This window comes from Roseobacter sp. HKCCA2468, assembly GCF_037805105.1.
Lineage (GTDB): Bacteria > Pseudomonadota > Alphaproteobacteria > Rhodobacterales > Rhodobacteraceae > M30B80.
Map to the genome: position 1 here is coordinate 1 of NZ_JBBLYN010000004.1, position 24,850 is coordinate 24,850.

Here is a 24,850-nt window from a genome sequence, read left to right on the forward strand (position 1 = left end):
GATCCCTCGAGGACTCGAACCCCGAACCTGCTGATTAGAAGTCAGCTGCTCTATCCAGTTGAGCTAAGGGACCGCATGCGGGCTGATTACCCAATCTTGGGGCCTGCGTAAACGGGCAAAGGGGGATGTTGGGTTAATGCGTCCAAACCGTGCGGCGGTTGGTGGCGAAATTTTCGCCATAGCCGCCTGCGCGCACATTTGGCTTGCGCGATTTGGGACGCAACACCACGGCTTCAATCCCATGGGCGCGGGCGTAATCCTCGGCCGCTTCTTGGCTGTCGAAATAAAGGCGCACTTGCGCTTTCGTATCGCCGCTTGATGTCCACCCCATCAGTGGATCAATCTCGCGCGCGCTCTCAGGAGCAAATTCTAGAACCCAATCCTTGATTTTTGCAGTGCCCGAGGACATTGCGGTTTTGGCGGGTTTGTAAATGCGCGCGACCATGGCTTGCTCCGTCATTCTATTGGTTCTGAGCGTTCGGGGTATCGTTCAACCATCAAAACTGCCTCACATATCGGCAAAACGCGCGGAAGTTGCAAGATGAAGATGAGCGCGGGCAGCGTGAAATACCCCAAAATTGAATTGCCGGCCGAGATCTAGGGAGCGAGGGGTGGGTGGTGCGATCCCGACCGACAATCAATTTGCTGCTTGCAAGAAAAAGCTACGGAAATTTTCTCTCGGATGCAATCAAAATTTCTCCTTAAAGTTGTATAAATTTGCGGCAAATTGTTCTGAGTTGATTAACTTTTCGGAAACCTCACAGCGCCTCAATGAATGAGCCCTCTATCGCTTGTCCTTGGCGCGCAGCGCGATAGGATAGACCCTGCGCACAGACCATGCGTGTGACTTGTGGAACGGCCAAAATGCATAACAATTCGCCAAGCTCTATGCCCGATTTGCCACGCGCTGCGTCCCCGCGCGAGGGACGCGCCAATAGCGATCGTTTGGCACGCGAAAAACTCGAAGGCGGCAAGCGTTTTGTGATGCAGACCGAGTTTACCCCCGCGGGCGACCAACCCCGCGCGATTGCCGAGCTTGCAGCCGCCGTAACAGATGGGGATCGCAACCAAGTTTTGTTGGGGGCAACTGGCACGGGCAAGACCTTCACCATGGCCAAGGTGATTGAAGAAACACAGCGCCCCGCAATCATACTTGCCCATAACAAGACCTTGGCAGCTCAGCTTTATGGGGAGTTCAAAAACTTTTTCCCCGATAACGCGGTCGAGTATTTCGTCAGCTATTACGATTACTACCAACCCGAGGCCTATGTCCCGCGCACGGACACGTTCATTGAGAAAGAAAGCCAGATCAACGAACAGATTGACCGAATGCGCCATTCCGCCACGCGCGCGCTGTTGGAACGGGACGATGTGATCATCGTGGCATCGGTGTCCTGTATTTACGGCATCGGCTCGGTCGAAACCTATACGGCTATGGCAGTCGATCTGTTCGCAGGACAAGACTATGATCAACGGCAGGTCATGGCGGATTTGGTGGCGCAGCAATATCGGCGCAATGATCAAGCGTTTCAGCGCGGTTCCTTCCGCGTGCGCGGCGACAGTCTAGAGATTTGGCCCGCGCACCTCGAAGATCGGGCATGGCGTCTCTCGTTTTTTGGTGAGGAACTCGAAGGCATCACCGAATTTGATCCGCTGACGGGTCAAAGCACCGATAAATTCGACAAAATCCGCATCTACGCCAATTCGCATTACGTCACCCCACGCCCAACCATGCAACAGGCGGTGAAGGCCATCAAAGAAGAATTGCGCCAGCGCTTGGATCAACTTGTGGCTGACGGGAAACTGCTTGAGGCACAGCGCCTTGAACAGCGCACAAATTTCGATATCGAAATGCTTGAGGCCACGGGCGTCTGCAACGGGATTGAGAACTATTCGCGCTATTTGACAGGCCGCGCCCCGGGCGAGCCGCCCCCCACCTTGTTTGAATATATTCCAGATAATGCCATCGTCTTTGCCGATGAATCGCATGTTACGGTGCCGCAGATCGGGGGCATGTATCGCGGGGACTATCGGCGCAAATTTACTTTGGCCGAGCACGGGTTCCGCCTGCCCTCTTGCATGGATAACCGACCGCTGAAATTCGAAGAATGGGACGCGATGCGGCCACAATCTATCTTTGTTTCGGCCACCCCTGCTGCTTGGGAATTGGAACAGGCAGGCGGCGTCTTTACCGAACAAGTGATCCGTCCAACGGGCCTGTTAGACCCGCAAATTGAGATCCGGCCAATTGAGACGCAAGTGGATGATCTGTTGGATGAAATCCGCCAAGTCGCGGCCAAGGGCATGCGTGTGCTTGTCACAACATTGACCAAGCGCATGGCCGAAGATTTGACCGAATATCTCCATGAACAAGGCGTGCGCGTGCGCTATATGCACAGCGATATCGACACAATCGAACGGATCGAGATTTTGCGCGATTTGCGCCTTGGCGCCTTTGACGTTCTAATCGGGATCAACCTGTTGCGCGAAGGATTGGACATTCCTGAATGTGGGCTTGTCGCAATTTTGGATGCCGACAAAGAGGGCTTTTTGCGTTCTGAAACCTCGCTCATTCAAACCATCGGACGGGCCGCGCGCAATGCGGATGGCCGCGTCATCATGTATGCTGACCGCATCACAGGCAGCATGGAACGCGCCATTGCGGAAACGGATCGCCGCCGCGCCAAGCAGATCGCCTATAACGAGGAACACGGGATCACCCCCGCGACAGTGAAGAAGAATGTCGAGGATATCTTGGCGGGGCTGTATCAAGGCGATGTGGATATGAGCCGCGTCACCGCAAAGGTCGACAAACCTATGGTGGGTGCAAATCTGGCTGCCCATCTCGATGGGCTGCGCGCACAGATGCGCAAAGCGGCAGAGAATTTGGAATTCGAAGAGGCCGCGCGCTTGCGCGATGAGGTCAAGCGCCTAGAGGCGGTGGAACTGGCTGTTGCGGATGACCCGCTGGCCCGCCAATCTGCCGTGGATGAAGCGGTCGAGGCGGCAAGCGCCGCAAAAGGGCGCAGCACCGCAGGGCGACCAGGACAACGGGGCGGGGTCAAGCGCCGCAGATAGGGCGGCAGCCTGCGCGCCCTCACGGCCCAAACTCGCCTTTTGAGCCGCGCAGACAAAGGCCTCTGAAACGGCACATCTGCCAATTTTGTGGATCATCATCCCGCATTCTTGTCGCCCTTGCGCGAAGAATTTGGTAGAAGGATGCGCATAAGAACAAGAGGCCGCGAGCATGACCCTCACCAGACGCATGATGATGCTAACCACGGGCGCATCCCTGCTTGGCGGGTGCGTGCCAAACCCGTTGGATGGCTTGACCCAAGCAGGTCAAAACTTCCTGCGCCCAACCCCACCTGATCTGCAACCAACCCCAAATGCAGGCTATGCCCAATGGGTGGCCAATTTCAAATCCCGCGCCGAGGCACGGGGAATACACCCCGTCACCATTTCGCAGGCTTTTCGTGGCACAGGCTATTTACCAGGTGTTGTGACCCGCGACCGCAATCAGGCAGAATTCTCTCGCAGTTTCGAGGATTATTTGAACCTTGTCGCCTCTGAGGCCAAGGTAACTTCGGGCCGCGCGGCCTTCACCAATCAATCGCGTCTCTTGCGCCGCATCGAAGACCAATATGGCGTCCCGCGCGAAGTGGTGGCGGCAATTTGGGGCGTTGAAAGCGAGTTTGGTGCAAAGCGCGGGGATATTCCCGTGATCTCAGCCACATCGACCCTGGCCTATGACGGACGGCGCGCGGCCTTTTTCGAGGCGCAGCTTTTTGCTGCTCTGCGGATTTTACAGCAAGGCCATACAACCGCCGAAAACCTCAAAGGATCATGGGCAGGGGCCATGGGGCATACCCAATTCATTCCCACCACCTTTGCGGCCCATGCGGTGGATTTCAATGGTGATGGCAAGAAAGATATTTGGGGCATTGATCCCACAGATGCCTTGGCCTCAACCGCCGCTTATCTGCGCGAAGGGGGCGCATGGCAAAGCCAATTTGGCGTGGGTTGCGAGGTGCGCCTGCCCCAAGGATATTCGGGGCCTTCCGGGCGCGGCGCGCCAAGCACGCTTGCCACTTGGATTGCGCGCGGGGTGGTGCCTGTGGTGACGCCCACCCGCGATTTGGGTAATGCCGCCCTACTGCTGCCTTCAGGGCCAAACGGGCCTGGGTTCCTCGTTTCACCCAATTTCAGCGCACTCTTGCGATATAATGCATCGGATAATTACGCGCTTGGTGTCATCTACCTCGCAGGGCGGCTGACTGGGGCGGGGCCTATATCCACGCCATTCCCACCAGATCAATATGGACTGCTGATCGAAGATCGCCGCGCCATCCAAGAGGGCCTTAAGGCGCGTGGCTATGAGATTGGCACGATTGATGGCGTATTTGGCCGCCAAACCGAAGCCGCCATTCGCGCCTTTGAGGCTGAAAGAGGATGGCCCATCACAGGCCAACCCTCGCAAACCCTGCTGACCGCTTTACGCTAAAGCGTGACTGCGCAAGGCTTGGTAGGCCGCCGCGCAAGCGATATTTGCCAGATTCAAAGAGCGAATATGCGGGGAATACATCGGCAAGGAGACAAGCCGATCCTCATGGGCTGCGATAATCTCAGGAGACAGCCCTGTCGTCTCACGGCCAAAAACCAAATAGGCATCTGGGGGAAATTCGACCTCATAGGCCGATTGCGCCCGATCATTTTCAAAGAGAAACAACTGATCCGCGCGCGGCTTGCGCGCTGCGATAAACGCTTCCCAATCATCATATTCTGTCAGGCGCACACATTTCCAATAATCCAATCCCGCGCGGCGCACTGATTTCTCCGATAGCTCAAACCCATAAGGTCGGATCAAGATCAATTCCATATCCAAGCCCACGCAAGTGCGCCCAATCGTGCCCGTGTTCCCGGGTATCTCAGGTTGGAACAACACGATCTTCATCTGATGCGGGGCTTGGGGACGCTCAGACATGCTTGCCGACACTCCACCCTGTGGCGTCTTTCAAACGCGCCTCACCCTTGCTGATTGGAAGATCTTCGAGGGCGGATCCCATACTGTCATTCCAACGATTAAGATATCCAAACAGCGCGACAACGGCCATGATCTCGACCACAGCGGCCTCACCCCAATGCGCCTTAAGGCGTGTGCCAATTTCTGGTGTCACCGCATTTGGCACAAGGGTTGCCGCCTGCGCAAAGGCCAAGGCGGCTTTCTCGGCCTCGGTAAAATGGGGGCTATCTTCAAAGGTGAACACATCGTTCAACCGATCTTCTGACGCGCCGAACCGCTCGGAGGCCAAGATCATATGGGCCTGACAATACAGGCAGCCTGATGCCTGACTGGACACATACCCAAGCAGGCGTTTGAATTCAGGCGTGACCGCGCCGTAATCCGTCATGACCGCCACGTTCAAATCGGTAAAGGCCCGCGCGATTGGCGCACGATGTGCCATGGTCCGCACAGAATTTGGGATCACCCCCAACGGCCCTTTGAAAAACTGAACGTGATCTGCCAGATCGCGCTCCATTTCCTCTTCCTCAAGCGGGCGGATCAATGCCATGATGCGGGTCTCCCTTCTTTTCCCTTTGCTGCGCAGACCGTGGCGCGCAGAGGCAAAACTTGCAAGCGAAAGGCGCGGGCCAATGGAAAAAGCGACCAACCCCATACGCCCAACCGATGATGCGGCGCGCGCATTGGCCCGTGGGATATTGGCAGACCATAACTATGCGGCGCTTGGGGTCACTGACCGGCAGACAGGCGCGCCCACCCTCAGCCGTGTCGCCTATGTCTGGCTGCCTGAGACGGCACAAATTCTTAGTCTTATTTCAGATCTCTCCGCGCATAGTCGCGCCTTGGCAGAGCGGCCAAACTGTGGGCTATTGATCGGTTCTGTGCCTGATCGCGGCGATCCTTTGACCCACCCCCGCCTGAGTTTAGAAACCTATGCCCTGCCCTGTGACAAGGCCGAAAAAAAGGCGGCCTATCTGGCCGCCTATCCCAAAGCAAAGCTCTATTTTGATTTTGGCGATTTCCGTATGGTGGAATTCACCGTCAAAGCCGCGTTTTTAAATGGCGGCTTTGGTCAGGCCTTTCATCTTACCCCCGATGATCTGCGGCCTTAGGGCGTGTCACAGCGCGCGGTCAATTGCACAGTGCCACGCACAGGCTGCGGCCAGTTGAGGCGAATTGAGCCGCGCCCAACCCCATGCCGCGTGGTAGCATAGGGGGTGACGTATTGGACAACATTGGCGCTGTTGCGCAACGGCCCCTCAGGCAGGGCAGAGGCCGCAACCCGCGCCTGACCCTCAAAAGGCAGCCAATCGCGCAAATCCGCCTCCCAAACCTGCTGCGGGCTGTTTTCCGTGACGGCAAGCGTCACGGGGTTTTGGGTATCCCGCACAATCCCGTGAAAGGTATTGCCTTGCATCAAGAAATTCTTGGTGCGGCTGCCATCTAAAGGCGCCACACTGCTATCCACGGCATCAACACGCTCAAGCGGCGCACCTTGGATATGCTTAAACGAGTTATCACAGATTGAGAGGGCATTGATGTAATGGCCCGGGCCCTGCGGGCGGATCACAAGGAAGCTGAACCAAGGGGCAGAGCGGATCGACATGAAAATATTGTCATTGATCGTGATCGCCCCGAAAGACAACTCGCTCGACAGTTCTGGCGCGGGGTCATGTTCATTGATCCACTCAATGGAGCAATTATCAATATAATTGCCGTTCACAGTCGACCGAATATTGATACCGGTAAAGATCAAACCCGCGCTGCGCACCCCATTTGGCACATCATCGCCTTGGAAAAAGTGATTGCCAGAAATCAGATAGCCCGTCCCTGCAGCGAGCATGAAATGGCGAAATTTCACAACGCGATTGTCACGAATTTTTGCGTCATTTGAGTTTATGTTAATCGCGATACTCACCCGATCCTCAACCCGCTCAGCCTGTTCCTTGGACAGGAATTGGCAGCGTTCTACCTGCAACCCCTGACAGGCCTCACCTGGCGATGTGATGCCGCGATCTTTCGGGCCTGTGAAAAAACAATCTTGAACCTGCACCACCAAACCATCAATCGGCAGCATGATGGCACTTGCACGATCCGCACAAAGAAACTCGATGTCGGTGATGACAAAGCGTTGCAGGTTTTGAAATCCAGAAAAATCCAACAGATATTTGAAGCGCCGAAACCCGTAGCTTTGGGTTTGGGGCGGCACGCCCAAAGGCAGCGAAAGCGTGATTGTGCCCGCCGCGATATCGCGCGCGCGCACATAAACCTCGCGCCCGACCCCGACCGCGCCCGTGACCAAGGATCCAACAGGGATTTGCGCCACATTGGCAATATTGGTCAGCTTGCGCGGGTCATTCACCGACCATTGCGCCGTAGCCACCACAAAATCATCATCCCATGCAGGGGAATTGTCAGGGGTCAATTGCCCGTTCCGTAGAACGCGGCGGTTGGCATAGGTGGTGCGCGTGCCAACGGCGGCTTGAACATCCAAAGGCTCGGTCAGGATCACGCGGCGGGCATTGAGATCGAACCCTTCGAAATCCGATTGGTTGAGCAAGGTCTGTATCCCCTTGCGCAAGCCCAGCTCTGCATCCCCAAAAGCATCCGCATAGCCATTAAGATCAAAATTCTGGTTCAGCGCCAAGCGCGCAGCATCAGGCATCACAACCCGCCCCTCGAAGCGCACCCGCGCATCAAGCCCAAGTGTTGAGCCGATAAAATACACCCCCGCAGGCACGAGGATCTCGCGCCCCTGTGCGGCTTGATCAGCCGCAGCAAAGGCGGCGCGGCTATCCGTGATCCCATCACCGATGGCGCCAAAATCGGTGACATCAACCCAATCCATCAACTCGCGATAATAAATATCGGTGGCATCTGTGATCTCGATATCCTCGATCCGAAACACACCGCCGTTATCACCGAGAATATCAATCCCAAAATGGCCAAACACGGCGGAACCGCCCCAAACCATATCCACGCCTGTGCGCGCGCCCACACCCACAATGGCAGATAGCTCGACAACTTCGCCGAATGTGTCCACGGCACGGCTGGGGCCGAATTGGGCAACCCCCGCGATATTGGTATTGGCCGCACTGCCCGCCCAAGCGCCAATGCGCGCCACTGCAGCCGTGCCAGAAATAAGTTTGATCCGCGCGCGGATTTGCAAATAGAGGCCCGCCCGAATGGGGGTTTCCCCCGTGAACCGAAGGCGCGTGGTGCTTTCAATTTTTACGATTTCCAGACAGGTGCCGAAATCTGCATCAGCCGCCACAAGGGCCGCATTGGCGGCGGTGGCATAGGTGTCTTGGTTCGGGCGCCCATCTTCGCGCGACCATTGCGCCAGACCTTCGGCAAAAGCGGGCGGCATAAGTTGCAGGCCTTCGGTGATCACTTGGTTCATGGAACCCCCATTTTTTGTGGAGTTCCGCCAAGACCCTACAAAGCGCATATCCCGCAAAGCCCTGAACGGAACCTCGCAGAATGTAAAATATTGGTTTGATAGATGCGTTGCGGAGGGGTTCTACGTCAAACGTGTTAAAAACGTCTTAACCCTTAGACCGAGGCGGGCGGCTGCGGCATGTAATGGACACCATTGATCCGCCAATCACCCGCAATCTCGACCATTTCGTAAATCAAAAGATGGCTTTGCCCATCGCGATCAATCACTTCGACCTGCTGAAAAACGCCAGTTTGGGTCATACGCGCCGCTCCAAACCGATAGGTCAGCGGATGCCACACCATGGGATAACCTTGCTCGACCATGCGGGCAAATTGATCCTGATCGCCGAATAAATTTTGAATAAGGGGGCTTGCATAGCTCCATGCGCGGGGGATGTCTTGGGCGCGAAAGGCTTCAAGCTGGGCGGCAATGGTCGCTTCAACGCGATTATCAATCTCAGGTGCAGACTGCGCCAACGCCGCGCGCGGCGCAACGGCCAAGCCCATCCCCAGAACCAAAATCAAAGTGATGACATAATGACGGATCACGCCTAATGACCTTTGACCTCTACCCCTTGTGGGAAAGAGGTAGAGGTCAAAAGGTAAAGGTCAATTGCGCCTCATGCCGCCAAATCGCCGCGCAATCCTGCCTCAATCAGCGCGATTGTCTCGTTCACACCATAAAGCGCGATGAACCCGCCAAAGCGCGGGCCTTGGCTTGCGCCCATCAACACCTCATAAAGTGCGCGGAACCAATCGCGCAGCGGCTCGAACCCATGATCTTTGCCAACCGCAAAGACAAGCGTTTGCAGCGCCTCATCTTCAATCGGCCCATCATAGACCTTGAGCCGCGCAACAAGATCCTCAAGGGCAGCGCGCTCTGTGTCATTGGGCAGACGGAAGGTTTTTTCTGGCTTCACAAAATCATTGTAATACCGCACCGCAAAACCCGCCGCTTGATCCATATCTGGATTGGTTTCAGGCGAGGCATCAGGCGCATAACGGCGGATGAACCCCCATAGGGTTTCCTTGTCTTCCGCCCCAGCAACAGAGGCCAGATTGAGCAACATCGCAAAACTGACCACCATATCGGAGGCAGGCACAGTGCCGTTATGAATGTGATGCACAGGGTTGGATAATTTCTGCGCCCAGTCCTGATCAGGATATGCCCGCAATTGTTGGTGATATTCATCCACGGCCTTGGGGATCACATCAAAATAAAGCCGCTTGGCGGTTTTGGGTTTGCCAAACATAAAATAGCTCAAGGACTCGGTCGAGGCGTAGCTGAGCCATTCATCAATCGAAATCCCGTTGCCAGACGATTTCGAGATTTTCTGACCCGTCTCATCCAAGAACAATTCATAGGTGAAATGATGCGGCGCAGGTGTGCCCAAGATTTCACAAATCGCGTCATAAATCGGCGTGTTTGTGGAATGGTCTTTGCCATACATTTCAAAATCAACGCCCAACGCCGCCCAGCGCGCGCCAAAATCAGGCTTCCACTGCAATTTGCAATTGCCGCCCGTCACGGGCAGCGTCCATTCACGCCCATCCTCATCATCGAAGGTGATCGTATGGTTCTGCGCATTCACCTCTTTCATCGGCACATACAGCACGCGGCCCGTTTCAGGGTGGATCGGCAAGAAGATGGAGTAGGTCTGTTGGCGTTCTTCGCGCAGCGATTTCAACATCACCTTCATGATGTCTTCATAGCGCTCCGCAGCACGCTTGAGAACCGTATCAAACTGGCCTGACCGATAGAATTCAGTCGCCGAATAAAACTCATACTCAAAACCAAATGTATCAAGAAACCGCCGCAGCATGGCGTTGTTATGATCGCCAAAACTGTCAAATTCTTCGAACGGATCAGGCACGGATGTCAGCGGTTTTTGCAGATGCTCACGCAGCATGTCTTGGTTAGGCACATTGCCCGGAACCTTGCGCATCCCGTCAAGATCGTCCGAGAAACAAATGAGTCGCGTTGGAATATCGCTGATCGCTTCAAAGGCGCGGCGGATCATTGTGGTGCGCAGCACCTCGCCAAATGTGCCGATATGTGGCAAGCCACTGGGGCCGTAGCCCGTTTCAAACAGCACATAGCCCTTTTCAGGCGGGGCTTTTTCATACCGTTTCAAAATCGCGCGCGCTTCCTCAAAAGGCCAAGCTTTGGAACTGAGGGCGGCATCACGAAAATCAGACATTTGGCTTCATCCATCACAAGCGCGGCATCGATTGGCCGCATTGCCCCTGCACCTATTGCGGCAACCGAGCGGGGTCAATAATCTAAACCCAAAACAGAACCCTGAAAGGATCCCGCATGAGCTCCGAAACCTCCCTTTCTGCGCAAGACGCGCTCGTTGCGCTCATGATGGCAGTCTCGCTCTCGGATGAGTCAGTCGGCACCGCTGAGCTGGTCACCATCGAGGCCTTGGTGAATAACCTGCCCGTCTTTGCCAATTACGATGCAGATCGGATGCAAAATGTCTCAAAAACTGTGTTCGACCTGTTCGAAGAGGAAGATGGCTTGGATGCGCTGTTTGGTCTTGTGAACCAAGCCTTGCCAGAAAAGCTCCATGAAACCGCATATGCACTGTGCTGCGATGTGGCCGCCGCAGATGGGTTATTGGGACAAACGGAACTGCGTATGCTGATGGAAATCCGCTATCAATTGGACATTGATCGTCTCGCTGCGGCGGCGATTGAACGCGGCGCGCGCGCGCGGCATATTACACTTTAAGGCGGCAATTTTCGCCGCGATTCGATGGCGGCACCATGAAACCACAAATCCTAAGCACGTGGCCGGGCTATACGGCAGCGGCAGCAACGCGTGACGTTTTTGCAGGCGTCACTGTGGCGATGGTGGCTATTCCCCTGTGTCTTGCGATTGCGATCGCCTCGGGCGCAGAACCCATTCATGGGCTGATCACCGCGATTGTGGGCGGGTTTCTCATTTCCGCCCTTGGCGGCAGCCATGTGCAAATTGGCGGGCCGACAGGCGCTTTCATCGTTGTGGTCTATGATGTCATCTCTCAACATGGGATGGATGGCTTGGTTTTGGCCACGCTGATCGCAGGCGTGATCCTATCGCTCGCTGCACTGTTTCGCGCAGGCAGCCTCATCGCGCATGTGCCAGAACCCGTGATCAACGGATTTACCGTTGGCATTGCGGTGATTATCGCCACAAGCCAACTGCCCGATTTTTTGGGAATTCCCTTAAATGATGCGCCGGCGCATTTCTTGGGAAAACTGGCGGCTATTTGGCAGGCGCGTGATCAAATCGCGCTGCCAAGCTTTGCGATTGGCCTTGCAACCATGGCGGCCATCGTCCTGTTGCGGCGGTTCTTTCCACGCTTCCCGGGCTTGATTTTGGCTGTCGCAGGGGCGTCTGGACTGGCGTTTATGTCCCTACCTGATGTGGCGACAATCGGCAGTCGCTTTGGCGCATTACCGACCGAATTCCCGTGGCCGACCCTGCCGCAGATCACCTATGAGCGCGTATTGGAATTGCTGCCCTCTGCCCTCATCATCGCCTTTCTGGCAGGGATCGAGTCGCTTTTATCGGCTATGGTCGCAGATCGGATGACCAAGAATGTGCATCGCCCAAATGCAGAATTGATGTCGCAAGGTGTCGCCAATCTGGCATGTGCGGCCTTTGGATCGCTTCCCGCAACGGGTGCGATTGCACGCACGGCGACCAATATTCGCGCAGGCGGCACAACCCCTGTTGCGGGGATGGTGCATGCGGGGGTCATCTTGTTGGTCTTTCTTTTTGCAGCGCCTTTAGCAAATTACTTGGCCCTGCCCGCTTTGGGCGGGCTTCTGTTGCTGACAGCTTGGAATATGTCCGAACCGCATCATTGGCGCAGCTATGTAACAGCGGGGCCCGTCTCTGATCGTGGCCTCTTTGTGCTAACGCTCGTTTTGACAGTCTTCACGGATCTAACCGTTGCAATCGCTACGGGTGTGGCCATCGGCCTTGCGCTGAGACTGAAGCGGCGCAAGGTTCCGCCGCAAGATTGGACGCCGCCTGATCGGTAAATGTCAGCCAAAGCCGCGCAGCCATGACACCAGCATATCATTTTGCAATGTGCGGGCGCGACCTATCCATGTCCGCCCACCGGGGGGGCGGTCGCGCTCCTCAGGGCCAAGCGCCGCACGGCGGGGCAAATCCGCATTGAAAATTGCAAAGGCCAAGGGCCGATTGGGGCCCTCAATATAGCCGGTTAAGGTCGAGACAAAATTCAACGTGCCTGTCTTCGTCACAATCTCGGCGGTGCCAATTTGGGCTTGCACCTCGTCATTCACGCGATGCGCCCGCAACAGGTTTCGCAAGCGCCCCCTTGGCCCCGCCGCAACCAAAGCCTGCACCATTTGCACAGGCGTCATCTGGCTTAAATCCTGCAAGCCAGAATGATCATGTAACTCAGCGCGCCCCGACACATAGCGCCCTTCAAGCCATGCCGCCATGTGATCGGCAGATTGGCGCAAACTTGGATTGGCCGCCCCCGTTAGGGTCTGTGTTGCGCGCAATCCTACGACCTCAGCCGTGAGATTTGTCGAATAGCGCAGCATAGAGCGCAGCATCGCATCAAGGGGCGCGCTTGAAATTTCCGAAAGCACCACAGCCTCAGACGGCACGGCCGTTGCGCGCTGCACCCTGCTCAGCACGATACCAGAGGATCGCGCCAGCGAGGCAAAAACTTCGCCCACATAGGCGGCCATATTGCGCACAGGCAACCAACGGCCCCCCTCACCCGTAAGGGCCGATCTGGCCACCGACCAACCCTCGCGCGCCGTTGCGGTTTCCGCGCGGTAGTCCAAAACAGGGGCCGCGCGATCCGCGACCGTCAAGCCAATTCCCAAAACCGCAGGGCGCAAGTCATCTGCGCGGGCATCAAGCCCAACCTGTAGGCCATTCGTTCCCTGCTCCCATGCCAGATAGACCCTGTTAAAATTCAAGTTCAGACCCGAAATTGCAGGATTATACCCCGCATAATCGGCCTGTGTCACATCGATGAGGGGAATGGACGGCAGGGATGTATCCACGAGGTGCAGCGCGCCTGTCACCTCGCGCAGACCTATGTCGCGCAGGCCCGTGACCAGCGTGGCAAGTCCCGTGGTGTCCAAATGGGGATCCCCCTCGCCATACAGCCACAGATCCCCTTCAAGCCGCCCGTTTCGCAAATTTCCCGTGGCCAAAACCCGCGTTGCAAATCGATATCCTGCGCCAAGGGCCTCCAACGCGTAAAGCGTGGTTAAAACCTTCATCGTGCTTGCGGGGGGCAAGTTTGTGCTGGCGTTATGGCCCTGTAATATCTCGCCCGTGCGCGCATCGGCCACAACAGCCGCCACCGCGCCTTGATAGGGGCTTGCGGCAATAAGGTTCTCAAGACCTGTGGCCCCTGCGGGGGTGGGCGCGGTCGGACGCGGCATCGGCACGAGGGAGGACAACGGGGCCTGCCCATAGGCCGCGCTTGCCGCAGCCGAGATACCACCCGCCAAAACCCCGCGCCGCGTGATCATCTGCCCACCTCGTTATCCCTTGCCAATCTTGCCGCACAATAAGCCAAGCCCGAACGGGGTTCTCAAGACCATACACCCGCTGCGCGCAATTGCGATGAACTTTCACTGCGCAAAGGTAGGGTGAGATAAGTCCAAGCTGGGGCTTCGTAATCGGCCAAGCTATAGGCCAATTCAGGCGCCACCCGCGCGGCATCGAACGCGCGCGCAGCTTTCGAGAAGCGGGCAGGCAACCCCGCTTGCGGACGCGCAAAAACAGCAATCGGTAGGCTTGAGATGATCTCCTGCCAATCCTGCCACAGGTGAAACTGGGCCAAATTATCAGCCCCCATCATCCACACAAACCGCAGCTTTGGATAAAGCGCCTGCATGTGTCGCAAGGTCTGCGCGGTGAACCTTGTGCCAAGCTGCGCCTCAATGCCCGTGACCCGCAGTTTCGGATGGCCCGCTTGCAAGGCCCGCGCAGCGTTAATCCGCGCATCAAGGGGCGCAGGCCCGCGAGATTTCAACGGATTACCTGGGCTGACCAACCACCAAACCTGATCCAACCGCAGCCGCTTGAGCGCCTCACGACTGATATGCAAATGCCCCGCATGTGGCGGATCAAACGAACCACCAAAGAGGCCAATGCGTGCAGCCTCAGGGGCAAAAGGCAAGGTGTGGCGAAACACAGGGTAAACTTCCACGACAAATCAGACGACCACCTTCGCCTCTATCACGAAGCAAAGCCGCAAGGAAAGCAGGCGAAGCGATTGCCGAAAGCAGCCATCCCCATTAGAAGAGGACAAAATCTACTCTCAAAGGACAACGCACGCATGGCCTCCTATCAATATGTCTACCACATGGACGGTGTCTCTAAGACCTATCCTGGTGGCAAGAAATGCTTCGAGAATATCCGCCTCAGCTTCTTGCCCGGTGTGAAAATCGGTGTGGTCGGTGTCAACGGCGCAGGTAAATCCACATTGCTGCGGATTATGGCGGGCTGGGACAAGGACTTCTCTGGCGAGGCATGGGCCGCGCAAGGCGCAAAGGTGGGCTATCTGCCCCAAGAGCCGCAACTCGATGAAACCCTCACAGTGCGCGAAAACGTCATGCTGGGTGTGGCCGAGAAAAAAGCCAAGCTTGATCGCTTTAACGAATTGGCCATGAACTATTCGGATGAAACCGCCGATGAAATGGCAGCGTTGCAAGATGAGATTGACAGCAACAACCTGTGGGATCTCGACAGCCAGATTGATGTGGCCATGGAGGCCTTGCGCTGCCCGCCCGATGAGGCAATGCCAGAGCATCTTTCAGGCGGGGAACGCCGCCGCGTGGCGCTGTGCAAATTGTTGCTTGAAGCGCCTGATATGCTGCTGTTGGACGAACCGACCAACCACTTGGACGCCGAAACCATCGCTTGGTTGCAGCAGCATTTGATCGACTACAAAGGCACGATTTTGATCGTCACCCATGACCGTTACTTTTTGGACGACATCACGGGCTGGATTCTCGAACTCGACCGCGGCCGCGGCATTCCATACGAAGGCAATTACTCAAGCTGGTTGGAGCAAAAAGCCAAGCGCCTTGAGCAAGAAGCCCGCGAGGATAAATCGCGCCAGAAAACTCTTGAGCGCGAATTGGAATGGATCAGACAGGGCGCAAAGGCGCGTCAGGCCAAGCAAAAGGCCCGTATCAACGCCTATGAAGAATTGGCGGGCCAATCCGAGCGCGATAAAATCAGCCGCGCGCAGATCGTCATCCCCAATGGCCCACGCTTGGGTCAAAAGGTGATCGAAATCGAAAACCTGACCAAGGCCTATGGGGACAAGCTGTTGATCGAAGATCTCAGCTTTAGCTTACCCCCTGGCGGGATCGTGGGTGTGATCGGGCCGAACGGCGCGGGTAAATCCACGCTGTTTCGGATGCTGACGGGCCAAGAAGGGCCTGACGCGGGCACGCTTGAATATGGCGATACGGTCAAACTGTCCTATGTCGACCAATCCCGCGATGCACTGGATCCAGAAAAAACAGTTTGGGAGGAGGTTTCGGGCGGGGCCGAGATCATCGAACTGGGCGATGCCACGATGAACAGCCGCGCTTATTGCTCGGCCTTCAACTTCAAAGGCGGGGATCAGCAAAAGAAAGTGGGCCTTCTGTCAGGGGGCGAACGCAACCGCGTGCATATGGCCAAGCTTTTGAAATCAGGCGGAAATGTTCTTTTGTTGGACGAACCGACCAACGATTTGGACGTGGAAACCCTGCGCGCGCTCGAAGATGCGCTGACCGATTTCGCAGGCTGCGCCGTGGTGATCAGCCACGACCGCTTCTTCCTTGACCGCATCTGCACCCATATCCTCGCCTTTGAGGGCGAGGCCCATGTGGAATGGTTCGAAGGCGCCTTCTCCGATTACGAAGAAGACAAAAAACGCCGCCTCGGGCCAGACGCGCTTGAGCCGAAACGGGTGAAATACAAGAAATTCGCGCGGTGAGATAACAAAGCCGCCCCATTGCGGGCGGCTTTTTTTAGGGAACCTTAATCATCATCCCAAAGATGTTCTAATGTCAGTGAAGAGATGGAGGCAACCGCCTGATCTAACTGCTCATCTGGCGTTGCTGCGCATTTAGCATGTTCCAAACATCTCGTAATCTCACCAATTTTTTCTAACACCGCCTTCGGCGCGTCAATTGCCTTGATTTTATTCAAGCATTTAACTGCTAACTCCACACGATCTAATCGTGCGGCGTTAGTGCCAAGAGATCGGATCACTTCCATCATTATTTGGCCTCTGGCGTAATCATAAAGTTTCGTCACTGAGTATCCTTTCTGTCCAACTGACGGATCGTTCAATTAACATGATTTTATTACAAGATATATATTATATAAATATTTTTATTATATTTGATAAAAAGTTTTAATTCTGCTCCATCAAACCTCACTGACTATCGATATGGAGAACTTGCACAAAAACCTATGGGATTTTTGAGTAATCCTGAATTTTCTAAAGTCGTGGTCTAATTCCGCCAAGCCGCCGAAATCCTCGGGTGACGCTTTGCCTATGTCGATTGGCAGGCTATGATTGAACAAATCAGGCGTGAAGGGGTTTTGTAATGCCCAAATTTGCCATTTTTGTTATCGCGCTGTTGGGTTGCATCCTGAGCGTCAACGCCGCCCATGCGCAAGATGCGGATGAACAGCAATTCGTCATGGCGCTGATGCACTCCATGAATCGCCATTCCATCACCTATAACCGCGAGGTCTGTGGCTATGTCCTGCGCGATCAAGCGGGGCGCTTGTCCAGTTCGAAATCCAGTTGGGGCGGGCGCGACAGTTGCGCGATGATGGATGCGCCTGCGGGGATGCGGATTATATCCTCTTGGCACACCCATGCGGCTTTTGATCCGCGCTATGATAATGAGGTGCCCTCCACGATTGATGTTGAGGGCGATATGAGCCGTGGCACGAATGGATGGGTCGCCACCCCTGCGGGGCGGTTATGGTTCATTGATGGCGAGACGGGCGTGATGCGTCAGGTCTGCGGCGAGAATTGTCTGCCCGCAGACCCAAATGTTGTCTCAGACCCACATCCCGAAGCGGCCAAAACCTACACGCTCGATCAGCTGTATCGCCGCTTCGGGGGTTAGGGCCTATTCGGCTGCGTCCAGATAATCTGTGACGGGCGGGCAGGTGCAAATCAGATGCCTGTCGCCATAGACATTGTCCACGCGGTTCACGGGCGGCCAATATTTATCAACGCGGAACGCCCCCGCAGGGAAGCAACCCACCTCACGGCTATAGGCGCGCTCCCATGGGCCAACCAAATCTTCGACCGTATGGGGCGCATGGCGCAAGGGGCTGTCTTCGGCGGCGATTTTGCCCGCCTCGACATCGGCAATCTCCGCCCGAATAGCGAGCATTGCATCACAGAAGCGGTCAATCTCCGCCTTGGTTTCGCTTTCGGTTGGTTCGACCATCAATGTGCCTGCCACAGGCCAACTCATCGTGGGCGCGTGGAACCCGTTATCCATCAGACGCTTGGCGATATCATCGACTGTCACGCCCGCCTCGGCAAAGGGGCGACAATCAAGGATGCATTCATGCGCGATATGCCCGCCCTGCCCCGTGAACAGGATCGGATAGGCATCCGATAGGCGCTTGGCGATGTAATTGGCATTGAGGATTGCGATTTTGGTGGCCTGTGTCAGACCTGCCCCGCCCATCAATTTGATATAGGCATAAGAAATCGGCAAGATCGAAGCCGAACCATAGGGCGCGCCCGACACAGGCCCTTGGTTGCTGTGCAATTCTGGATGTCCCGGCAGATAGGGGGCAAGATGCGCCTTCACGCCAATCGGCCCCATGCCTGGCCCGCCACCACCATGCGGGATGCAGAAGGTTTTGTGCAAATTCAGGTGGCTCACATCTGCCCCGATCTCACCGGGTTTGGACAGGCCCACCATGGCGTTGAGGTTCGCACCATCCAAATAGACCTGGCCCCCATGGGCATGGGTGATCTCACAAATCTCGCGCACCGTGCCTTCAAACACGCCATGGGTGGACGGATAGGTGATCATGCAAGCAGCCAGACGATCACCCGCCGCCTCGGCCTTGGCACGGAAATCTTCAAGATCAACATCGCCGTTTTCCGCAGATTTGACCACAACGACATCCATTCCCGCCATCTGTGCAGAGGCAGGGTTGGTGCCATGCGCGGAAACAGGGATCAAACAGATCTTGCGGTGATGATCCCCGCGCGCCTGATGATAGGCGGCAATGGTCAAAAGGCCTGCATATTCACCTTGCGCACCCGAATTGGGCTGCATCGACATCGCATCATAGCCTGTGATCTCGCACAGATAATTCGACAGGGCCGCCAGCATTTGCGCATAGCCCTCGGCCTGATCTTGTGGCGCAAAGGGGTGCAGCCCACCAAACTCGGGCCATGTGATTGGCATCATCTCGACCGCGGCGTTCAGCTTCATCGTGCAAGAGCCAAGCGGGATCATGGCACGATCCAGTGCCAAGTCACGATCCGAAAGGCGGCGCATATACCGCATCATCTCGGATTCCGCGCGGTTCATGTGGAAAATCGGATGGGTGAGATACTCTGTTTCCCGCAAGAGCGCGTCAGGGATAGATGGCGCTTCAACCGCATCCAAAAGCGGTGTGCCAAACGCCTCACAGACCGCGGCCAAATGGGCTTCGGTTGTCACCTCATCCACGGAAATGCCAATCCGATCTTGACCAACATCACGTAGGTTGATCCCCCGCGCCACAGCCGCCGCCATGATCCGCGATTGTTTGGCCCCGACCTTGACTGTGATCGTGTCAAAATAGCTTTGTGTCAGCGGCGCAAAGCCGCCCGCCTCAAGACTTTTGGCGAGACGCGCTGCGTGCAAATGCACCCGCTGCGCAATCGCGCGCAATCCGCGCGGGCCGTGGAACACCGCATAAAGCGAGGCCATGACGGCCAAAAGCGCCTGCGCGGTGCAGACATTCGAGGTGGCTTTCTCGCGGCGAATATGCTGCTCGCGCGTCTGCAAGGAGAGGCGATAGGCACGGCGCCCCTGCGCGTCAACCGATACGCCAACAAGCCGACCCGGGATGGCCCGCTTATAGGCCTCGCGACAGGAAAGAAATGCTGCGTGCGGGCCACCATATCCCAGCGGCACGCCAAAGCGTTGCGCTGAGCCCACCGCGATATCGGCGCCAATCGCCCCAGGCTCGCGCAGAACTGTTAGGGCCAGCAAATCCGTGCAAACAATCGCCACGGCATTTGCAGCATGCAAGGCCGCAACTTGCGCAGATGGATCATGGAGATCCCCAAATGTGCCTGGATATTGGAAAATCGCACCAAAGACCGTGCTTGCGTCCATATCCTTCGGATCGCCCACAATCACCTCAATCCCCAAAGGTTCTGCGCGGCGCTGCATCACGGCAATATTTTGCGGGTGGCAATTTTGGTCGATGAAGAAACCACGCGCCTTTGATTTTGTAACGCGCTCGGCCATCACCATCGCTTCGGCGCAGGCGGTGGCCTCATCAAGAAGCGAAGCATTGGCAATCTCAAGCCCCGTTAAGTCAGCAACCATCGTCTGGAAATTGAGCAGGGCCTCAAGGCGGCCTTGGCTGATCTCAGGCTGATAGGGAGTATAGGCCGTATACCAAGCAGGGTTTTCCAAGACATTGCGTTGGATCGCAGGCGGGGTATGGGTGTTGTAATACCCCTGCCCAATCATCGAAACCATGACCTTATTCTTGGCTGCAATCTCGCGCATATGCGCCAGCAATTCCGCCTCAGACATTGCCGCCCATTCAAGTGGCTTGGTCTGACGAATATCCTTCGGCAATGTTTCATCAATCAGCGCATCCAAATCTGGTGCACCGATCACCTCTAACATCTCTGCCATTTCGGCAGGGGAAGGCCCGATATGGCGGCGATTGCCAAAATCGGTCGGATCATAGGTTTCACGCATCCATTTTGTCATGTCTCACACCTGCTCGGGGGGCTTATTCGCCAATGAAATCTTTGTATTCATCCTCGGTCATGTAGGCATCGACCGCAGAGAGATCGTCTACCTTCATCTTGAAGAACCACGCCTCACCGGTGGGGTCATCATTGACCAAAGAGGGGTTATCAACCAAGGCGTCATTGACCTCGACAATCTCACCATCCAGCGGGGCCAAGATGTCAGAGGCCGCTTTGACAGATTCAATAACCACCACCTCATCACCCTTCGCGGCTGCAGTCTCAAGCTCTGGCAATTCTACGAAAACCACATCACCCAATTGAGTGGCCGCATGTTCGGTGATGCCGACCACAACCAGATCACCATCGACCAACAACCATTCATGTTCTTCTGTGAAACGCATTTGGATGTCTCCCTGTCTTATCGTTTGTAGGATGTTTTGAAGAATGGCAGATCAACCTGCCGGATAGGATGTCGTTTGCCACGCAATTCGCCCCAGATTGGCGCATCTGCATCCGCGTCAGATTGCACCAGCGCCATCGCAATAGGGTGACCCAGGCTTGGGCTAAACCCACCCGAAGTGATCTCGCCGATTTGTGTTTGGCTTGTCTCTGACAAAAACAGGGGCACACCGCCGCGCATCGGCGCGCGCCCCTCTGGCACAAGACCGATCCGTTTGCGCGCAGCTTCGCCCGCAAGATGAGAGGCAATTACCCCAACACCCAAATAACCGCCCGCCTTGGCCCCATCGGGGCGGCGTGATTTGGAAATGCCCCAAGAGAGGCCTGCCTCAACTGGGGAAATGGTTTCGGAAAGATCGTTGCCATATAGGGGCAGGCCCGCCTCCATCCGTAGACTGTCACGCGCCCCCAAACCAATGGGCGCAATCTCATCCATCGCCAATAATGCGCGGGCGAAGGCATCGCAGACGGCCACAGGCACGGAAATCTCAAACCCATCCTCGCCCGTATAGCCAGAGCGGCTCAGCCACAGATCGGAACCCTGCCATGTTAATCTGCGCACATCCATAAAGCGCAGTGTCGCCACATCAGGCAGCAGACGCGCAAGCGCGCTTTGGGCCAGTGGCCCCTGCAAAGCCAAAAGGGCACGGTCAGTGATGACCTCAAAGCCCGTCAAATGTTTCTCAAACAGTGCCAAATCCTCGGCGCGGCGCGCGGCATTGATCACGATAACGAAACAATCTGCGTAGCGCGCGATCATGAAATCATCGACCAAACCGCCCGCCTCATTGGTAAGGAAACCATAGCGCTGGCGGCCTTCTGCGAGGCCTTCAACCTCAATGGGCGCGATCCGCTCAAGTGCCGAAGCTTGATCTAAGGGCAGCCGCACCTGCCCCATATGCGAGACATCGAACAGTCCCGCCTTTTCGCGCGTCCAAAGATGTTCGGCCATCACGCCCGCAGCATATTGCACGGGCATAGAGTAGCCCGCAAAAGGCACGAATTTTCCGCCTAGCTCTGCGTGAAGCCCATTAAGTGGCAGTTCCAAAAGCCCCGTGGTCATCAACCCTCCAACACCCCGAGATATACTCGGAATCGGTTACGCCGAAAAATCGGCTGTCGATGCCCCCTCTGTCCTTTCGCCTGAGATCGTTATCCCTTCGGCGGATGCGCAATACCGCATCACTCTCCAGAGTTTTCGCACATACAGGTTCTTTTGCCTGAGAGTTTACCGGGGCGGTTGCTCCTTCGGCCTTGCGCAAGTGGCGCAATGTCTCCCTGTATATGCATCTACCATAAGTAATGCCGCGCAGGGCATCAAGAACAATCGCACCATTTACGACTATTGCGCCGCAAAAAACGGCAGAACCTTCACAGAAGCAATTAAAATTGCCCGATTTGGATATTCTCCGCCTCAAGGCAACTGCGCAAATTACGGGCAATCTCAACCGCCTGCGGCGTATCCCCATGCAGGCAGATTGTATCAATTTGTGTGGGGATGCGGGTTCCATCCTCGGCAATAATCGCGGCCTCCTGCAACATCGCCAAAATGCGAGTCGCGACCTGCTCTGGATCATGGATCACCGCGCCTGCAATTTTGCGATCTTGCAGGCGGGCATTTGGCAAATAGGCCCGATCCGCAAAAATCTCGCGCGCGATTGGCGCACCGATGGCAAGGGCAGCTTCTTCCTGATCTGTGCCAGCAATCACCATAACGATCAGGTCAGGATCCGCCCGCAACGCCCCTTCATAGGCGGCGCGTGCAAGGGCCGCATCATCAGCGGCCATGTTGGCCAAGGCCCCATGCAATTTGACATGGCGCAAGCGCCCCCCCGCCGCGCGCGCCATCGCCATGGCAGCGCCTGTTTGATAGGTCACCATATTGGCCACCTCTGCATGGCTCATCTGCATCGGGCGCCGTCCAAACCCTTGCAAATCAGGAAACCCCGGATGCGCGCCTAGGCCCACGCCACGCGCCACTGCGGCTGACATGGATTTTAGCATCTGATCGGGATCGCCCGCGTGAAAGCCGCAGGCGATATTGGCCGATGAAATCACATCCATCATCGCCGTATCCGCACCCATTGGCCAAGGGCCAAAACCTTCGCCCAAATCGGCATTGAGATCGACCTTCATCCCTCGTCCTCCCCTGCGGTGACACCGCTGATCAATTGCATTTCCAAAAGATCACCCGCCTCGCGCGGGTCACGCAAAACTGGCTTACACATGGCCCCAAGTTGTGCGCGCGCAGCCTGTGCGGCGCGCTCAATCTCTACCGCCTCGCCATGGCTGATCATTTGAAACGTGACCTCGGCCCCGCTTGAGAGTTGCGCCAAGCGCGGCAAATCACAAGGCAGAACCTGCGCGATCCGTGGATAGCCCCCTGTCGTCTGGCTTTCGGCCATCAAGACATAAGGTGTTCCATCGCCTGTGATCTGGATATCCCCCTCCATCACAATATCAGAAAGGATATTGCGCGCGGCCTCAGGTGCGAAATTGGGCGCATCGGGCGCGGCCAAGCGCACCCCCATCCGATTGCTGCGCGGGTCGCGCGTGAAACTTGTATTTTGAAACGCCGCTAACAGATCAGCCCCGAACATATCACTTTGTAGGGTTGGCAAAATGCGAATGACACCGCCCGCACTGCGATCTGCCACATCTAGGCACAGGCCTGCGCGGGTCGCGGAGGATGCGCCAAAGGGCAGTTCCGCCCCCACGCAAATTGCCGCGCGCAGGCCTGCGGCCAAATGCGTTCCGCGCCCCTGCAAGATCAATGGTGGCTCAAATCCGCCTGATATGTGGAGATACCCATAAACACCGCGCATGACGGGCCCGATCTTCAGTTTCGCGCCCGCAGGCACAGCATGGGTCGCGTTCCATGCCAAGGCACGCCCGTCCAAATCCGCGCGCATCTCGGCCCCCGTCAGCGCAATGACGCAGTCGCGGGTGGCACTAAAGACACCGCCGAACCCTGCCATCTCTAACGCTGCAAAGTTGGGCGATTGCCCTAACAAGGCCGCGCCTTCTGCCATCGCCAAAATATCTATCGCCCCGCCGCGCGATACACCTTGGGCGACATAGCCGTGCCACCCCAAATCCTGCACAGTCACGGCAGGCCCTGCTTGGTGAACAAGAAACGTTGCCGTCATGGCAACGCCCGCCGCACAGCACCGCCATATGGCGCGGCGGCACATGACGTCTCAAATTCTGCCTCAGAAACAGGCCGAAGTGCAATTTCATCTCCCGCGCGCAACATAAAGGCGGGGTCACGCGCGGGGTCAAACAGGCTAAGACCCGTTTGACCAATATGCAGCCAGCCCGTTGGCGATGGCACGGAAAACAGAACAATCTGGCGGATTGCTGCAACCAACGCCCCTTTTGGCACCTGCGGATTTAGGGTTGCCTGTCTGGGGAAGTTCCAATTGGGTGGCAACTCTCCCAAATAGGGCTGTGACGGCGCAAACCCGATTGCCTGAACCCGAAGCGGGGTTGCACACAATTCTGCAACCGCCTCAGCCTGCCTGACACCTGCGAGCGAACAAGCCTGTTCGAATTCTGGGCCATATGCACCGCCAAAACAGGCAGGCACCTCCCAAAGCGTGCGCCCCTGAGGCAGGGATGCAGCATACCAATCGCGCTGCGTAAGAGCCGCCGCGAGATCCGCGCGGAGTGCTTCAGGGGATACAAGCAGGGGATCATACCTCAAAAGAACGGATTGCAGGGCGGTTGAGACTTCCAAAACCCCCGCCAGACCTGCGGCAGTCACCTCAGCAGCGAAGGCAAGGCTTGCACGATTGCCTGCTTCATTCAATTGATCGCCAAAGCGCACAACCAGTCCAGCATAACCCGTCTGGCAAATCTCGGGGAATTTTGGCGGTTTTGCGGCTTGCGCGTTCACGGGAACCTGAACCTTTCTAATTGCCACCCCAATGGTGATTAGGGTGGCATGAAAAAG

The 24,850-nt window shown here is 56.3% G+C and carries 22 protein-coding genes, 1 tRNA gene and 2 riboswitches; of the genes, 7 read left to right on the forward strand and 16 right to left on the reverse strand.

Annotated features, from left to right (window positions below):
• Both AAC620_RS09940 and AAC620_RS09945 read right to left on the reverse strand, forming a co-directional pair.
• Positions 1-73 (reverse strand) — tRNA-Arg (locus AAC620_RS09940).
• 60 nt (positions 74-133) lie between these two features.
• Positions 134-445, reverse strand: a complete 312-nt coding sequence (locus AAC620_RS09945) for an ETC complex I subunit (protein ID WP_340244950.1) — start codon at positions 443-445, stop codon at positions 134-136.
• 443 nt (positions 446-888) lie between these two features.
• Between AAC620_RS09945 and uvrB the strand changes: the two genes are divergently transcribed.
• The gene (gene uvrB / locus AAC620_RS09950) at positions 889-3,078 is read left to right on the forward strand and encodes an excinuclease ABC subunit UvrB (RefSeq protein WP_340244671.1); all 2,190 of its coding nucleotides are present in this window, start codon (positions 889-891) and stop codon (positions 3,076-3,078) included.
• A 169-nt stretch (positions 3,079-3,247) separates the two neighbouring features.
• The gene (locus AAC620_RS09955) at positions 3,248-4,504 is read left to right on the forward strand and encodes a lytic murein transglycosylase (RefSeq protein ID WP_340244673.1); all 1,257 of its coding nucleotides are present in this window, start codon (positions 3,248-3,250) and stop codon (positions 4,502-4,504) included.
• Here the strand turns inward: AAC620_RS09955 and AAC620_RS09960 are convergent.
• Positions 4,496-4,984: a tRNA (cytidine(34)-2'-O)-methyltransferase gene (locus tag AAC620_RS09960; RefSeq protein WP_340244675.1), complete on the reverse strand. Its 489-nt coding sequence runs from the start codon at positions 4,982-4,984 to the stop codon at positions 4,496-4,498. The genes AAC620_RS09955 and AAC620_RS09960 overlap by 9 nt on opposite strands.
• Entirely contained in the window at positions 4,977-5,573 is a 597-nt protein-coding gene (locus AAC620_RS09965; protein WP_340244677.1) for a carboxymuconolactone decarboxylase family protein, read from the reverse strand. The genes AAC620_RS09960 and AAC620_RS09965 overlap by 8 nt, the downstream gene beginning before the upstream one ends.
• Before the next feature lie 82 nt (positions 5,574-5,655).
• Between AAC620_RS09965 and AAC620_RS09970 the strand changes: the two genes are divergently transcribed.
• Entirely contained in the window at positions 5,656-6,135 is a 480-nt protein-coding gene (locus AAC620_RS09970; protein ID WP_340244678.1) for a pyridoxamine 5-phosphate oxidase, read from the forward strand.
• Here the strand turns inward: AAC620_RS09970 and AAC620_RS09975 are convergent.
• The 3 genes from AAC620_RS09975 to AAC620_RS09985 form a co-directional block, all read right to left on the reverse strand.
• Positions 6,132-8,426 (reverse strand): glycosyl hydrolase family 28-related protein, encoded by a 2,295-nt coding sequence (locus tag AAC620_RS09975; RefSeq protein ID WP_340244679.1) that lies wholly within the window; start codon positions 8,424-8,426, stop codon positions 6,132-6,134. The genes AAC620_RS09970 and AAC620_RS09975 overlap by 4 nt on opposite strands.
• A 152-nt stretch (positions 8,427-8,578) precedes the next feature.
• A complete protein-coding gene (locus AAC620_RS09980) occupies positions 8,579-9,013 on the reverse strand; it encodes a DUF4864 domain-containing protein (RefSeq protein ID WP_340244681.1) in 435 nt (144 codons plus the stop codon).
• 71 nt (positions 9,014-9,084) lie between these two features.
• Positions 9,085-10,665, reverse strand: a complete 1,581-nt coding sequence (locus AAC620_RS09985; RefSeq protein ID WP_340244682.1) for a lysine--tRNA ligase — start codon at positions 10,663-10,665, stop codon at positions 9,085-9,087.
• A gap of 116 nt (positions 10,666-10,781) precedes the next feature.
• On the opposite strand from AAC620_RS09985, the gene AAC620_RS09990 reads away from it, so the two are divergent.
• Together AAC620_RS09990 and AAC620_RS09995 are read left to right on the forward strand one after the other, a co-directional pair.
• Positions 10,782-11,201 (forward strand): tellurite resistance TerB family protein, encoded by a 420-nt coding sequence (locus tag AAC620_RS09990; protein WP_317656398.1) that lies wholly within the window; start codon positions 10,782-10,784, stop codon positions 11,199-11,201.
• 35 nt (positions 11,202-11,236) lie between these two features.
• Complete coding sequence (locus AAC620_RS09995; RefSeq protein ID WP_340244685.1) at positions 11,237-12,502, forward strand: SulP family inorganic anion transporter; 1,266 nt, start codon at positions 11,237-11,239, stop codon at positions 12,500-12,502.
• A 3-nt stretch (positions 12,503-12,505) separates the two neighbouring features.
• On the opposite strand, the gene dacB is transcribed toward AAC620_RS09995, so the two are convergent.
• On the reverse strand, positions 12,506-13,987 hold the full coding sequence (gene dacB, locus AAC620_RS10000; RefSeq protein WP_340244687.1) for a D-alanyl-D-alanine carboxypeptidase/D-alanyl-D-alanine endopeptidase: 1,482 nt from the start codon (positions 13,985-13,987) through the stop codon (positions 12,506-12,508).
• A gap of 62 nt (positions 13,988-14,049) precedes the next feature.
• Positions 14,050-14,670, reverse strand: a complete 621-nt coding sequence (locus AAC620_RS10005; RefSeq protein ID WP_340244689.1) for a nicotinate-nucleotide adenylyltransferase — start codon at positions 14,668-14,670, stop codon at positions 14,050-14,052.
• 129 nt (positions 14,671-14,799) lie between these two features.
• On the opposite strand from AAC620_RS10005, the gene ettA reads away from it, so the two are divergent.
• The gene (gene ettA / locus AAC620_RS10010; RefSeq protein WP_317656403.1) at positions 14,800-16,455 is read left to right on the forward strand and encodes an energy-dependent translational throttle protein EttA; all 1,656 of its coding nucleotides are present in this window, start codon (positions 14,800-14,802) and stop codon (positions 16,453-16,455) included.
• Between the two features lie 44 nt (positions 16,456-16,499).
• Here ettA and AAC620_RS10015 read toward each other — a convergent pair whose 3' ends face one another.
• Positions 16,500-16,778, reverse strand: coding sequence for a hypothetical protein (locus tag AAC620_RS10015; RefSeq protein ID WP_340244690.1), 279 nt, complete (start codon positions 16,776-16,778; stop codon positions 16,500-16,502).
• 296 nt (positions 16,779-17,074) lie between these two features.
• Here AAC620_RS10015 and AAC620_RS10020 point away from each other — a divergent pair, with 296 nt between their 5' ends.
• A complete protein-coding gene (locus tag AAC620_RS10020) occupies positions 17,075-17,608 on the forward strand; it encodes a DUF4329 domain-containing protein (RefSeq protein ID WP_340244691.1) in 534 nt (177 codons plus the stop codon).
• A gap of 3 nt (positions 17,609-17,611) precedes the next feature.
• On the opposite strand, the gene gcvP is transcribed toward AAC620_RS10020, so the two are convergent.
• The 6 genes from gcvP to AAC620_RS10050 form a co-directional block, all read right to left on the reverse strand.
• Positions 17,612-20,452 carry an aminomethyl-transferring glycine dehydrogenase gene (gcvP, locus tag AAC620_RS10025; protein ID WP_340244693.1) on the reverse strand — a complete coding sequence of 947 codons (2,841 nt, stop codon included), beginning with the start codon at positions 20,450-20,452 and terminating at the stop codon, positions 17,612-17,614.
• A 22-nt stretch (positions 20,453-20,474) separates the two neighbouring features.
• Positions 20,475-20,837: a glycine cleavage system protein GcvH gene (gcvH, locus tag AAC620_RS10030; RefSeq protein ID WP_340244695.1), complete on the reverse strand. Its 363-nt coding sequence runs from the start codon at positions 20,835-20,837 to the stop codon at positions 20,475-20,477.
• Positions 20,838-20,854: 17 nt separating this feature from the next.
• The gene (gcvT, locus tag AAC620_RS10035) at positions 20,855-21,958 is read right to left on the reverse strand and encodes a glycine cleavage system aminomethyltransferase GcvT (RefSeq protein WP_340244696.1); all 1,104 of its coding nucleotides are present in this window, start codon (positions 21,956-21,958) and stop codon (positions 20,855-20,857) included.
• A gap of 66 nt (positions 21,959-22,024) precedes the next feature.
• Positions 22,025-22,090, reverse strand: a riboswitch (glycine riboswitch).
• 3 nt (positions 22,091-22,093) lie between these two features.
• A riboswitch (glycine riboswitch) is annotated at positions 22,094-22,185 on the reverse strand.
• A 93-nt stretch (positions 22,186-22,278) separates the two neighbouring features.
• Positions 22,279-23,031 (reverse strand): LamB/YcsF family protein, encoded by a 753-nt coding sequence (locus AAC620_RS10040; RefSeq protein WP_340244698.1) that lies wholly within the window; start codon positions 23,029-23,031, stop codon positions 22,279-22,281.
• Entirely contained in the window at positions 23,028-24,044 is a 1,017-nt protein-coding gene (locus AAC620_RS10045) for a 5-oxoprolinase subunit C family protein (protein WP_340244699.1), read from the reverse strand. The genes AAC620_RS10040 and AAC620_RS10045 overlap by 4 nt, the downstream gene beginning before the upstream one ends.
• Positions 24,041-24,820: a 5-oxoprolinase subunit B family protein gene (locus AAC620_RS10050; protein ID WP_340244701.1), complete on the reverse strand. Its 780-nt coding sequence runs from the start codon at positions 24,818-24,820 to the stop codon at positions 24,041-24,043. Before AAC620_RS10050 ends, AAC620_RS10045 begins: the two co-directional genes overlap by 4 nt.
• Positions 24,821-24,850: the final 30 nt, after the last annotated feature.

Coding starts and splice junctions, on each gene's coding strand:
- AAC620_RS09970 (WP_340244678.1), top strand. CDS start 5,656: ATGGAAAAAGCGACCAACCCCATACGCCCAACCGATGATGCGGCGCGC.
- AAC620_RS09990 (WP_317656398.1), top strand. CDS start 10,782: ATGAGCTCCGAAACCTCCCTTTCTGCGCAAGACGCGCTCGTTGCGCTC.
- AAC620_RS10045 (WP_340244699.1), bottom strand. CDS start 24,044: ATGACGGCAACGTTTCTTGTTCACCAAGCAGGGCCTGCCGTGACTGTG.
- gcvT (WP_340244696.1), bottom strand. CDS start 21,958: ATGACCACGGGGCTTTTGGAACTGCCACTTAATGGGCTTCACGCAGAG.
- AAC620_RS10020 (WP_340244691.1), top strand. CDS start 17,075: ATGCCCAAATTTGCCATTTTTGTTATCGCGCTGTTGGGTTGCATCCTG.
- AAC620_RS10040 (WP_340244698.1), bottom strand. CDS start 23,031: ATGAAGGTCGATCTCAATGCCGATTTGGGCGAAGGTTTTGGCCCTTGG.
- AAC620_RS09975 (WP_340244679.1), bottom strand. CDS start 8,426: ATGAACCAAGTGATCACCGAAGGCCTGCAACTTATGCCGCCCGCTTTT.
- uvrB (WP_340244671.1), top strand. CDS start 889: ATGCCCGATTTGCCACGCGCTGCGTCCCCGCGCGAGGGACGCGCCAAT.
- dacB (WP_340244687.1), bottom strand. CDS start 13,987: ATGATCACGCGGCGCGGGGTTTTGGCGGGTGGTATCTCGGCTGCGGCA.
- AAC620_RS09960 (WP_340244675.1), bottom strand. CDS start 4,984: ATGTCTGAGCGTCCCCAAGCCCCGCATCAGATGAAGATCGTGTTGTTC.
- AAC620_RS09995 (WP_340244685.1), top strand. CDS start 11,237: ATGAAACCACAAATCCTAAGCACGTGGCCGGGCTATACGGCAGCGGCA.
- AAC620_RS09955 (WP_340244673.1), top strand. CDS start 3,248: ATGACCCTCACCAGACGCATGATGATGCTAACCACGGGCGCATCCCTG.
- gcvP (WP_340244693.1), bottom strand. CDS start 20,452: ATGACAAAATGGATGCGTGAAACCTATGATCCGACCGATTTTGGCAAT.
- AAC620_RS09945 (WP_340244950.1), bottom strand. CDS start 445: ATGGTCGCGCGCATTTACAAACCCGCCAAAACCGCAATGTCCTCGGGC.
- gcvH (WP_340244695.1), bottom strand. CDS start 20,837: ATGCGTTTCACAGAAGAACATGAATGGTTGTTGGTCGATGGTGATCTG.
- ettA (WP_317656403.1), top strand. CDS start 14,800: ATGGCCTCCTATCAATATGTCTACCACATGGACGGTGTCTCTAAGACC.
- AAC620_RS09965 (WP_340244677.1), bottom strand. CDS start 5,573: ATGGCATTGATCCGCCCGCTTGAGGAAGAGGAAATGGAGCGCGATCTG.
- AAC620_RS09985 (WP_340244682.1), bottom strand. CDS start 10,665: ATGTCTGATTTTCGTGATGCCGCCCTCAGTTCCAAAGCTTGGCCTTTT.